Source organism: Streptomyces anulatus (genome assembly GCF_014650675.1).
Classification (GTDB): Bacteria; Actinomycetota; Actinomycetes; order Streptomycetales; family Streptomycetaceae; genus Streptomyces; species Streptomyces anulatus.
Genome location: NZ_BMVK01000008.1, coordinates 95,462 through 106,682, shown reverse-complemented (window position 1 = coordinate 106,682; position 11,221 = coordinate 95,462). Strand labels below are relative to the sequence as shown.

At 73.7% G+C, this 11,221-nt stretch carries 10 protein-coding genes; 5 read left to right on the top strand and 5 right to left on the bottom strand.

The annotated features are described in order from the left end of the window. Nucleotides 1-30: 30 nt before the first annotated feature. From pspAB to IE272_RS21165, 3 genes are all read right to left on the bottom strand, one after another. Complete coding sequence (gene pspAB / locus IE272_RS21175) at nt 31-615, bottom strand: PspA-associated protein PspAB (protein ID WP_057665153.1); 585 nt, start codon at nt 613-615, stop codon at nt 31-33. Between the two features lie 33 nt (nt 616-648). After that, nucleotides 649-1,557, bottom strand: a complete 909-nt coding sequence (gene htpX / locus IE272_RS21170) for a zinc metalloprotease HtpX (RefSeq protein WP_073957976.1) — start codon at nt 1,555-1,557, stop codon at nt 649-651. Nucleotides 1,558-1,679: 122 nt separating this feature from the next. Continuing rightward, entirely contained in the window at nt 1,680-2,360 is a 681-nt protein-coding gene (locus tag IE272_RS21165) for a pyridoxine/pyridoxamine 5'-phosphate oxidase (protein ID WP_190007513.1), read from the bottom strand. 118 nt (nt 2,361-2,478) lie between these two features. Here IE272_RS21165 and IE272_RS21160 point away from each other — a divergent pair, with 118 nt between their 5' ends. Continuing rightward, nucleotides 2,479-3,099: a hypothetical protein gene (locus IE272_RS21160; protein ID WP_229897360.1), complete on the top strand. Its 621-nt coding sequence runs from the start codon at nt 2,479-2,481 to the stop codon at nt 3,097-3,099. 36 nt (nt 3,100-3,135) lie between these two features. Here IE272_RS21160 and IE272_RS21155 read toward each other — a convergent pair whose 3' ends face one another. Continuing rightward, complete coding sequence (locus tag IE272_RS21155) at nt 3,136-4,269, bottom strand: thiolase C-terminal domain-containing protein (protein ID WP_056701339.1); 1,134 nt, start codon at nt 4,267-4,269, stop codon at nt 3,136-3,138. Between the two features lie 273 nt (nt 4,270-4,542). On the opposite strand from IE272_RS21155, the gene IE272_RS21150 reads away from it, so the two are divergent. Beyond that, nucleotides 4,543-5,760: an acyl-CoA dehydrogenase family protein gene (locus tag IE272_RS21150; protein ID WP_190007512.1), complete on the top strand. Its 1,218-nt coding sequence runs from the start codon at nt 4,543-4,545 to the stop codon at nt 5,758-5,760. Next, nucleotides 5,760-6,284, top strand: coding sequence for a nitroreductase family deazaflavin-dependent oxidoreductase (locus IE272_RS21145; protein ID WP_190007510.1), 525 nt, complete (start codon nt 5,760-5,762; stop codon nt 6,282-6,284). The genes IE272_RS21150 and IE272_RS21145 overlap by 1 nt, the downstream gene beginning before the upstream one ends. Nucleotides 6,285-6,515: 231 nt before the next feature. Here the strand turns inward: IE272_RS21145 and IE272_RS21140 are convergent, their stop codons facing one another. After that, nucleotides 6,516-7,163, bottom strand: coding sequence for a TetR family transcriptional regulator (locus tag IE272_RS21140; protein ID WP_006126763.1), 648 nt, complete (start codon nt 7,161-7,163; stop codon nt 6,516-6,518). Between the two features lie 387 nt (nt 7,164-7,550). Between IE272_RS21140 and IE272_RS21135 the strand changes: the two genes are divergently transcribed. Beyond that, complete coding sequence (locus IE272_RS21135; protein ID WP_190007508.1) at nt 7,551-8,360, top strand: VOC family protein; 810 nt, start codon at nt 7,551-7,553, stop codon at nt 8,358-8,360. A gap of 253 nt (nt 8,361-8,613) precedes the next feature. Beyond that, nucleotides 8,614-11,034 (top strand): protein serine/threonine kinase AfsK, encoded by a 2,421-nt coding sequence (afsK, locus tag IE272_RS21130; protein WP_190007506.1) that lies wholly within the window; start codon nt 8,614-8,616, stop codon nt 11,032-11,034. Nucleotides 11,035-11,221: the final 187 nt, after the last annotated feature.

Here is an 11,221-nt window from a genome sequence, read left to right as displayed (position 1 = left end):
ATCCGCCACCGGGGCGAGCTCAGCGGCTGATCACAGCCCCGGCGCACCCCACACCGGGAACCACCGGGACAGGTCCTTCTCCACCCGGAGATCGTCCCCGAGGACGCCCCGCACCTGGAGCTCCAGCTGGTTGTCCCGCTTCTCGACGTCTCCGGGCAGCGGGGCGAACGGATAGAACGTGCCGCGCTTGTAGAGGTACACCAGGGCCAGCGCCCGCCCCTCCGCGTCCCGGAAGCCGATCAGGGAGCAGAGCAGCTGCGGGCCGAATCCGCCGTCCTGGAGCAGGGTGTTGACCGCGTGGAGGTCGTTCACCAGGGCGGCGGAGTCGTCGGCCGGGTGGCGGGCGAGCAGCCAGGTGTAGCCGTACGCGTCCCGGCTGAACTCCACCGGGACGCCGCCGCGCTCCGTGTCCGCGTCCAGCAGTTCGCGTACGTCCTCCTGGAGCCGGGCGAAGCCGCCGCCCTCCACGCCCGCGAAGCAGACCGAGCCCAGGCCGGTCGGTGTGAAGCCGGCGGCGGCCTGGAGGGTGAGGGCGGCGGAGGGGACGGCGAAGAGCTGGTCGAGGTCGGGGCGGACCGGTTTGCTCCGGCCGAGGATCGCGTCGAGCAGGCCCACGGGCGTAACTCCTCACGGTTCTTGACTGCTTGCTCAGCGGGACAGGTCGGCGGAGATGCGGGACAGCTGGTCCAAGCGCTGCTCCAGCGTCGGGTGGGAGGAGAACAGCCGGCCCAGGCTCTCCTTCGCGGAGAACGCCGGCATGAAGTAGAAGGCGTTGTACGGCTCCGCCTTCCGCAGGTCCTCGGTCGGGATGCGGGCCATCTGCCCGCTGACCTTCGTCAGGGCGGAGGCGAGCGCGGAGGGCCGCCCGGTGAGCAGGGCGGCGGCCCGGTCGGCGGACAGCTCGCGGTAGCGGGAGAGCAGCCGGGTCAGCAGGAAGCTGATCGCGTACACGACGGCGCTGATCAGAGGGATCAGCAGCAGGAGGATGCCCGCCGGGTCGTTGCCGGGCCGGCTGCGGGCGAAGCCGCCCCACAGGGCGATACGGGTGATGACGCCCGCCAGCACCCCGAGGAACGAGGCGATCGTCATGACGGCCACGTCCCGGTGGGCGACGTGCGACATCTCGTGGGCGAGGACGCCCTCCAGCTCCTCCGGCTCCAGTCTGCGCAGCAGGCCCGTCGTCGCGCAGACCAGGGCCGTCTTCTCGCTGCGGCCGGTGGCGAACGCGTTCGGTACGTCGCTCTCGGCGATGGCCACCTTGGGCTTCGGCATGTCCGCCAGCGCGCAGATCCGGTCGATGGTGCCGTGCAGTTCGGGGGCCTGCTCGGGGGTGACCTCGCGGGCCCCCATGCCGTACGCGGCGATGCGGTCGCTGAACCAGAACTGGGCGATGAACAGGCCGCCCGTGATGATCAGGATGATCGGCCAGGAGCCCCGCAGGGCCGCGAGGAGCACGCCCACGAAGACGACGTAGAGCAGACCGATCAGGAACATGGTGGTGACCATGCGACCGGTCAGGCCCCGGTCGGGGGCGTAGCGCGAACGGGCTCGTGGCATCGGTGCCTCCCAACGGCTCACCTCTCACCTGACTCCCATAGTGCCCCTTTGCGGTGAGAACCGGATAAAGGTGCTGCATGCACCGGTATGGGGCGGAACGGCTCGGGGGCCGCCCGCGCCGGTCACGGCCAGAGCAGCTCGCGCGCCCAGCCGCCGTCCTCCTGGCGCCGGTAGCGCAGCCGGATGTGCCGGCGCCGGGCGTCGCCCTGGAAGAACTCGACCTCGGCCGGCTCGACCACGTACCGGGTCCAGGTCGGAGCCTCCGCGTCCGGTTCCGCCCGGGCCCGGTCCCAGGCCGCGTCCGCCGCCCGGTGCAGTTCCGCCGCGGAGCCCACGACCTCGCTCTGCGCCCCGGTCAGCGCGGCGGCGAGCGCCCCGGTGGACCGGGCGTGCAGGTCGGCGTGGCTCTCGGCGGGCGTGCAGCGGACGACCGGGCCCCGGACCCGTACCTGCCGGCCTCGCGCGGGCCAGTAGAAGCCGAGCGCGGCGTACGGGCGGGCGGCGAGCTGGCGCCCCTTGGCGCTGGTCGCGTGGGTGGCGAAGTGCCAGCCCCGCTCGTCCGCGTCGTGCAGCATCAACGTCCGCACGTCGGGCAGCCCCTCGGCGTCGGCGGTGGCGAGGCTCATCGTGTGCGGCTCGGCCTGCCCGGCGGCCACGGCCTCGGCGAACCAGGCGTGGAAGAGGGGGACCGGGGCGGCCGGGGCCGACGCCGGGTCGAAGGGCGGCAGCTCGGTGTCCCAGACGCGCTGGGCGTGCAGGAGGTCGCGGAAGTGGTGCGGGGTGGGGGTGTCGGCTTCGCTCATGGGGCCATTTCATCCGGTCCCGGCCGTGAGGGGCAGGGGGGCGGGCCGCGCCGCGCTTCACACGAACCCGTCGACAACAATAGTTTACGAGTTGCCTTGCGGTAACTATGGTTGTCATATGACTGCATTCGGGATCACTGCGGAAGAACAGGTGGAGCTCGACAAGGCGCTCTACGACGCCCTCGACCCCCTCGCGTCGGCCATCCGCTCCCGGCTGTCGGGGCTGCCCGAGGACCGCAAGTGGGAGGGGGAGCCTGTAGAGGTGGCGTTGTCCGTCCTGGCCGCGTGGAAGGTGGTGGACACGGAGGTGAAGCGGTTGACGGCGACCGCGGCAGGCACTGCCGGGACCTACGGCGCGAGCTATGAACAGCTGGGGTCCGTGTGGGGTATCACCCGGCAGGGAGCTCGGAAGAAGTGGCCCGAAGCCGTCAGTCGCCCGGGGGCCCCGGGGGCGTCGGCGAACCGGACCGTCGAACTGTGCGGCGGGACAGCCGAACTGACTCGGGAGCCCGATTCCGGCGGCTGGCGGTGGACCGGCGTGGGTGCGGACGGGACGCGGGGGGCGGCCGAAGCGGATGTGCGGTACGCGACGCCGGAAGAAGCCGCCGCCCACGCGGGCGCCTTCCTGAAGGGGCGCTTGCGTGTGGACGGCGCGGCGATGCGCCGTGAGGCGGACGACTTCTTCGGCACGGAGGACCGGGTCGGCGGCGAGGGCCTGTGGGGGCGCGAGGGTGATTGAGGGGCGCCCGTGCGGGCGGTACGCGTTCGTGCCTGCTCACCCCCGCCCCAGCACCACCGTCCCCGACGAGCAGAACCAGCCGCCCGTCCCGGAGGCCACCGCCAGCTCCGGGAGCCCGCCGCCCGGCCGGCGCACCTGGCGCCCGACGGCCTCGCCGCGCAGCTGCCGTACCGCCTCCACCAGCAGGAACAGCCCTCGCATCCCGGGGTGGCAGGCGGACAGGCCGCCGCCGTCCGTGTTCACCGGGAGCTCGCCGCGCAGCCCGGTGCGGCCCTTCTCGACGAACGCGCCGCCCTCGCCCTTCGCGCAGAATCCCAGGTCCTCCAGGGTCACCAGCGTCATGTACGTGAACGCGTCGTAGATCTCGGCCAGGTCGATGTCGGCGGGCCGCACCCCCGCCCGTTCGAAGGCCAGGCGGCCGGAGACGGCGGCGGGGGAGACCGTGAAGTCCTCCCACTCGGACATCGTGGAGTGCGAGACGTGCTCCCCGGTCCCCAGGATCCAGACGGGCGCCTTCGCCGTGTCGGGTACGTACTCCTCGGCGGCCAGCAGCACCGCGCAGCCCCCGTCGCTGCGGATGCAGCAGTGCAGCTTGGTGAACGGGTCCGCGATCATCGGGCCGGAGAGGACGTCGTCGACCGTGATCGGGTCCCGGAACATCGCCTCCGGGTTCGCCGCCGCGTTCGCCCGCGCCGTCACCGCCACCTCGGCGAGCTGCTCCAGTGTCGTGCCGTACGCGTGCATGTGGCGGCGGGCGGCCATCGCGTACTTGGCGATCAGCGAGTGCCCGTACGGCACTTCGAACTGCGAAGGACCCCGCGCCCCGAACGACAGGTTCGACGTGCGGCGGCCCGCCTTGATGTCGGCCCGGGCCGTCGATCCGTACACCAGGAGCACGGCGCGGGCCCGGCCCGCGGCGATGGCGTCCGCCGCGTGGGCGGCCATCACCTCCCAGGTGGCGCCGCCCACCGCCGTGGAGTCGACCCAGGTGGGCCGCAGCCCCAGATACTCGGCGACCTCCACCGGGGCGAGGGTCCCGAGCCCCGCCGAGGCGAAGCCGTCGACGACCGAGCGGTCGAGGCCGGAGTCGGCGAGCGCGCGGCGGGCGGCCTGGGCGTGCAGGGCGTACGGAGTGGCGTCGTCGACACGGCCGCAGTCCGCGAGCGCCACGCCGACGACGGCGACCTTGCGCGGACGGCGGGAAGAAGCCGGGGGCGATGAGGAGAGGGAGGGGGAAGGGGAGGGAGCCGGGTCGGGGGAAGCCGGGGCTGGGGCCATAAATCTGACGGTACATCAGATAGTGGTGGTCGCCGCAACCGTGCGCGCACAACGGGTTCCGCCGCCCGCGCGTGTGCGGGACCCTGGGAATTCCCGCCCCCCGCACCTAATATGACGGCTCGTCAGATCAGGGGCCGCCGGCCCCTGGGTGGAAGGAGCCCGCAGATGGACGCCGCCTTCACCGCGGAACAGCACGAGATCCGCCGCACTCTGCGCGAACTGCTCGCCCGGAGCGCCGGCCCCGACGCGATCCCCGCCGCCGTGCGCACCGCCGAGGGCTACGACCCGGTCCTGTGGCGCAGGCTCGCCGGTGACCTAGGGCTGCCGGGCCTCGCGCTCGCGGAGGAGTACGGCGGGGCCGGGTGCACGGCCACCGAGCTGGCCCTCGCCTGTGAGGAGACGGGGCGCGCGCTGCTGCCCACGCCGCTGCTCGCCACCGCCGCCCTGGCCGCACCCCTGATCGCCGCTCTCGGCACCCCGGACCAGCGGGCCGCGCTGCTGCCCCGGATCGCCGACGGAACCCTGACCGCCGCCCTCGCCGTCCCCGGCGGCTCGCTCGCCACCGCCCTCGGCCTCACCGGCGACAACCTCGACGGGGCCTGGGCGGGCGGCGGCCGGGCCGGCGGCATCCAGGCCCGCGGGCCCGGGGAGGACGGCGGCCGGCGGCTCTACGGGGAGGCCGACCGGGTCCTGGACGGGCACAGCGCGGGGCTGCTCCTGGTCGCCGCCCACGCCGGGGGCTACCCGCGCAGCCGTACGCTCCTGTTCCTGGTGGACGCCGGGGCGGCAGGGCTGGCACGCACCCGGCTCACCTCGGTCGACGAGACCCGCCCGCTGGCCCGCGTCGAGCTGCGCGACACCCCGGCCGAGCTCCTCGGCGCGGACGACACCGCCGACGCGGCCGCCGCGCTCGCCGCCGCCGGGCGCACGGCGGCCGCGATCCTCGCCGCCGAGGCGGTCGGGGCGGCGGCGAGCGCCCTGGAGCGCACCGTCGAGTACGTGAAGGCGCGCGAACAGTTCGGCCGGGCCGTCGGTTCGTTCCAGGCCGTCAAGCACCGCCTCGCCGACCTGTACGTACGGGTCGAGGCGGCCCGCTCCGCCGCGTACCACGCTGCCCGGGACCCGGAGGCCGGGCCCCTCGCGCTCGCCCAGGCCCTGGAGGCGGCCCGGATCACCACCGGCGAGGCGGTCCAATTGCACGGCGGCATCGGCTTCACCTGGGAGCACGAGGCGCACCGGTATCTCAAGCGGGCGGCGGGCGACGAACTGCTCTTCGGCCCGGTCCACCGGCTGCGCGACCACGCGGCGCGGAGGGCCGGACTCTTCGGGCCCGCCGCCGCGTCCCGGCCGCCCGTCGGCATCGCGCACGGGGCAGGTGTCTGATGGACCACTCCCACTCCCACTCCCACTCCCGCGCCCCTGCCCCCGCCGCCCGTGGTGTGCGCCTGGTCCAGAGGGTCTCCTCGACCCGTGCCTTCGGACGGATCGCCCCGCACGTGGTCCCCGCCCTGGACCGGGCCGTACACCGGCTCACCCGGGGAAAGGTGCTGCTCAGCGCCAGGATGCTGCCGGGGCTCGTCCTCACGGTGCCGGGCGCGCGCACGGGGCGGCCGAGGACGACGCCGCTGGCCTGCATGCCGGAGGGCGAGGTGGAGGGCAGCTGGATCCTGGTCGGCAGCAACTTCGGCCGTACGGGTCACCCGGCCTGGACCGCGAATCTGCTGGCCCGTCCGGACGAGGCCGTCGTCAACTGGCGCGGCCGGGACATCCCGGTGCGCGCGAGCCTGCTGGAGGGCGAGGACCGGGAGCGGGTGTGGGCGGCCGCGCTCGCGTTCTGGCCGCCGTACGCGGCGTACCAGCGGCGGCTGGAGCGGCAGATCCGGCTGTTCCGGCTGGAGAGGCGGTAGCGGGCGGCCCGGGGCCGGCCCTCGGGTCCCGGCCCCTGGTCGGCCACCGAGTGCGGCCCCCGGCCCGGCCCTCGGGTCCCGGCCCTTCCTCCGGGAACGCCGACGGCGGACCACCCGCAGGGGTGCGTGGGTGGTCCGCCGTCGGTGAGACAGGACGTGGGGCGTCCGGGTGGGCGGGTGCCCGCCCGGTGGTGAGGGGCGTCCGGGGCCGGTGGGCCTCCGGCGCCCGGCCTACTTGGTCGGCTTCTTGCCCGTGATGCCGAGGTGCACCAACAGGGCCAGGTTGGGCCGCAGTTCGGCCTGCTTCACGCCCCAGGTGGTAAAGCCCTTCTGGTGCGAGGCGACCGCGGCCAGCATCGCCACCAGGGAGCCCGCCATCGCCGCCGGGCTGACGTCCTTGTCGACCTTGCCCTTGCTCTGGAGCTCCTTCACGGAATCCGTGAGGGAGTTGGTGACCGAGTTCAGGATCTTCATGCGGATCTTGTAGAACCGCTTGTCCCCCTCGGCCGCGCCGAGGTCGATCACGCGGAGGATCGCGTCGTTGTGCCGCCAGAAGTCGAGGAATCCCTCGACGAGTTGTTCCGAGGTCGTCCAGCCGGCCTTGCCGACCCAGGAGCGCCCGGCGACCAGTTCGGTCAGTCCGGCGCCCTCCTTGGCGACCTCCTCGGCGATTTCGAGGACGGCGCCCTCCACGTCGGGGAAGTACTGGTAGAAAGTCGCGGGTGAAGTCCCGGCCTTCCGGGCGACGTCGATGACTTTGACGTCCCGGTACGGCGAGGAGCTGAGCATCTCGCTGAGGCAGTCGAGCAGCTTCTGCCGCGTCGCCTGACCGCGTCGACCGGCCACGCGGCCGTCGACGGTGCGTACTTGTCCTGTCATGCCGTCAGCTTACCGAGGGGTGATGGGAGCGCGATTCGGCCGACTGCAAATGGGGAACGCCGCAGGACCGGCGGGGTGCGCAGGGATGAGAAGCAGTGGTTTTCGGCCGCGGTGCGCGAGGCCTCGGAGCCCGGCGCGCGGCGCGGAGCGCGGCCGGAGTAAATGTTATCAACAGCCTGTGGACAACTTCGGTGGACAACTTTCGTCCACATGGTGAGCGCCCCCTTCATCAATCGGGCAAAAGTTCCCTTTCTGTGCGCCCCGAGGTGTGTTCGAGGTGCGCGCGGAGCGCTTTCGCCGTGTGTCCGGGGCGCGCGGGGCCGGGGGCGACGTTACGTTGACTGTGACGGGCGTCACTGCGTCACCGCTACGGAAGGACCCGGTCCCATGGCCGCATTCGCGCATTCCGCGCCGTGCTGGGCGGACGTGCAGCTCTCCGACCTCGAAGCGGGCAAGCGCTTCTACGGCGGGCTCTTCGGCTGGACCTTCCGGGCGGGCGACGGCATGCCCTTCGCGGACGCGCTCAGCGACGGCCGCCTGGTCGCCGCCCTCGCCGCCAAGAAGGACGGCCGGATGCCCACGGCCTGGGGCGTCTACTTCGCCACCGACGACATCCGGGCCACCGTCGCCGCGATCCGCGAGCACGGCGGCCAGATCATCACCGACCCGGTACGGGCGGGGCGCGCCGGGATCGTGGCGCAGGCGGCCGACCCCGGGGGCGCGGTCTTCGGGCTCTGGCAGCCGGAGGAGCGCGCGGGCTTCGAGAAGCAGAACGACCCCGCCTCCTTCTGCTGGACCGAGGTCTACACCCGGCAGCCGGACAAGGTGGACCCCTTCTACGAGAAGGTCTTCGGCTTCCACGGCACCGCCCTGGACGAGGCGGGCCACGACATCTCCGGCGACTCCGAGGCGCTGGTCGACTTCCGGATGTGGTCCCCCGAGGGCGCCGAACCGGGCCCGGACACCGCCGTCGGCGGTCGCAGCGTCATCACGGACGCGTTCCCGGCCGAGATGCCGAGCTACTTCCTCGTCTACTTCGCCGTCGCCGACTGCGACGCCGCCGCCGAACTCGCCGTACAGCTCGGCGGCCGGGTGGCCCAGCCGCCCTTCGACATCCCCTCCGGGCGGATGGCCGTGCTGCACGACGACCAGGGGGCCGCCTTCGCCGTGCTCCAGCCCGGCGAACTGCTTCCGTGACCCGTCTTCCGCGCCCCCGGCACCCCTTCCCGTAACCCGGTGTGGGGGGATACCGCCCGAAGTGACATGAGACACCCCCATCCGCCCCCGGGTTCGCAACCGGGGCCCCGGCCAGGAAGAATCGGGGTGCGTACCGCCAGGTGATGCCCAGTGGTGAGACCCTGCACAGGGCGCGCCGCGCAGGGCGGGATTCGACCGGCGGTAATTCGCGGACTTCGTCGCCGAGGTCCGTTTACGGGGAGGTGGCAGGCAAGTGGTGGAGCAGCTGACGCAGCACGACCCGAGACGGATCGGCCCGTTCGAGGTGCTGGGACGGCTCGGGGCCGGCGGCATGGGGCTGGTCTATCTCGCACGGTCGGCGTCCGGCCGGCGGGTGGCGATCAAGACGGTGCGGACCGAGCTCGCCGAGGACCAGCTCTTCCGGGTCCGCTTCACGCGCGAGGTCGAGGCCGCCCGCGCGGTCAGCGGGTTCTACACCGCCGCCGTGGTCGACGCCGACCCGCGGGCCGCCGTGCCCTGGCTCGCCACCGCCTATGTGCCCGCACCCTCGCTCGAAGAGATAGTGAACGAGTGCGGTCCCATGCCGACCCAGGCGGTGCGCTGGCTGGCCGCCGGCATCGCCGAGGCCCTCCAGTCGATCCACGGCGCGGGCCTCGTCCACCGCGACCTGAAGCCGTCCAACGTCCTCGTCGTCGAGGACGGCCCCCGGGTGATCGACTTCGGCATCGCGTCCGGCGTCTCCAACACCCGGCTGACCATGACGAACGTCGCCGTCGGCACACCCGCGTACATGTCGCCCGAGCAGGCCCGGGACTCCCGCAGCGTCACCGGGGCCAGCGACATCTTCTCGCTGGGCTCCACGCTCGTCTTCGCCGCCACCGGGCACGCCCCCTTCCACGGGGCCAACCCGGTCGAGACGGTGTTCATGCTGCTGCGCGAGGGGCCCGACACCGAGGGGCTGCCGGACGACCTGCGGCCGCTGATCGAGTCCTGCATGCAGATGGACGCCACCCAGCGGCCGAGCCCCGCCGACCTCCAGGCCCAGCTGGCCCCGCACCTCTTCGCCTCCGGCAGCGACGACAGCGGCACGGCCTCGGCCTGGCTGCCGTCCCCGGCCACCGCGATGATCGAGCGGCGCAGGGGCGGCGGGCGCACCGCACCGCCCGCCCCGGCCGTGCCCCCGCCGCCTCCGCAGCAGCCCCCCAGGGCTCCGGAGCGGGACACCGCCTGGCGCAGCGGGGCGGACCTGCGCTCGCCGTCCCCGCTGTCCTCGCCCTCGCCGCTGTCCGGCGCGTCCGGACCGGCCGCGGGCCTTTCCGCCGCTCCCGACAGCGGGCCCGTCCAGCTGCCCGGCGCCAAGGTGCCGATCGGCCCCGGGCCGCGTGCGGGGGAGGGGCGCGGGGCCGCCGCCGCGCACCCGGCCGCCGCGACCGGCTGGGTCCGGCCGCCCGCCGGAGTGAACGGTTCGTCGGCCGTGGCCTCCACCGCACCCGTGCCGGCCCCGGGCCCCGCCCCGGACGGTGCACCCCCCGCGCCGGACCGCTGGCGACCCTGGCGCTTCCGCATGTCCAACGACGTGTGGGGCACGCCCGTCGTCTCCGGCGACCTGCTGTACGTGACGTCCTTCGAGGTCCACGCGCTGGACGTGGGCAACGGGCGGCGTCAGTTCAAGACCCGGGACGTGGCCTGGGCGATGGCCGTCGAGGGCGGCAGGATCCACGCATCGGACGGCCCCTCGCTGTACGCGCTGGACGCCACGACCGGGGCCGAGCAGTGGCGGCTGTCGACCGACGCCTGGGTGTACGCCCTCACGGCCGACCGGGGCACGGTCCTGACCGCGACCCGGGGCGGCGGCGTCCAGGGCTGGGAGGCGTCCAACGGCGAGAAGCTGTGGGAAGTCACCGGCGCGCAGAGCGACTTCGAGACGGCGGAGGCCGGCCCGGTCATCCACGACGGCACGGTGTACGTCTGGCAGGACGCCCGGCTGCGCGCGCTGGACGCCCGTACGGGCATCGAGCGCTGGTCGTACCCGATCGGCGACGCGGCCTCCTGCGGCGGCGTCCCGGTCCGGGTCACCCCGGCCCCCGACGGCTACGTCTACATCGCGGCGGGCACCCGGGTGCTGGCCGTGGAGACCGGCTCCGGCCGGGTGCGCTGGCACTTCGAGTCGCCCGCGGTCTTCCTCTCCCCGCCCGCGTTCGCGCCGGGCCCGGCGGTGACCGGCGGCGGGGTGTACCTCGCGGACTACCTCGGCACGGTGTACGCGCTGGACGCGACGACCGGCAAGGACCGCTGGCGGATCGCCACGGAGGCCCGCTCCTCCATCGAACCGGTGCTGGTCGCGGTGGGCAACGTGCATGTCGGCAGCGGCAGCGCGCTGTACACCCTGGACGCGGTCACCGGCACCCCGAAGTGGCGCTTCGCGGCGGGCGGCGACGTGGTGGGCGCGCCGGTGGTGGCGGACGGCCGGGTCCACTTCGGCTCGGCGGACCACGTGCTCTACACGCTGGACGCGGCGGGCGGCCAACTGCGCTGGAAGCTCGCGACGGGCGGCGAGATCACGGGCTCGCCCGTGGCGCAGGCGGGCGTGGTCTACGCCTGCAGCAAGGACCGCTGCGTGTACGCGCTGGACGCGCTGAAGGGCACGGGCACGGGAAACAGGGCCCGGACCTGAGCCGGTCCACGGACGGGCTCAAGGACGGATGTCCTCAAGCGCCGGACAGGCTCAAAAGATGTCCTCAATCGCCGGACGGGCTTGATTGACGGCCGGCCCGGCAGCACACCCAGCCCGTCCGGCGGCACACCCAGCCCGTCCGGCGTTTGAGGACGGAACCCTCGTGTGGAGGGGCGTGGGCCCTGCG

Excerpts from the sequence above, each read along its gene's own strand:
- IE272_RS21145 (WP_190007510.1), top strand. The coding sequence starts at position 5,760 with ATGGACCACTCCCACTCCCACTCCCACTCCCGCGCCCCTGCCCCCGCC.
- IE272_RS21165 (WP_190007513.1), bottom strand. The coding sequence starts at position 2,360 with ATGAGCGAAGCCGACACCCCCACCCCGCACCACTTCCGCGACCTCCTG.
- IE272_RS21150 (WP_190007512.1), top strand. The coding sequence starts at position 4,543 with ATGGACGCCGCCTTCACCGCGGAACAGCACGAGATCCGCCGCACTCTG.
- htpX (WP_073957976.1), bottom strand. The coding sequence starts at position 1,557 with ATGCCACGAGCCCGTTCGCGCTACGCCCCCGACCGGGGCCTGACCGGT.
- IE272_RS21140 (WP_006126763.1), bottom strand. The coding sequence starts at position 7,163 with ATGACAGGACAAGTACGCACCGTCGACGGCCGCGTGGCCGGTCGACGC.
- IE272_RS21135 (WP_190007508.1), top strand. The coding sequence starts at position 7,551 with ATGGCCGCATTCGCGCATTCCGCGCCGTGCTGGGCGGACGTGCAGCTC.
- IE272_RS21160 (WP_229897360.1), top strand. The coding sequence starts at position 2,479 with ATGACTGCATTCGGGATCACTGCGGAAGAACAGGTGGAGCTCGACAAG.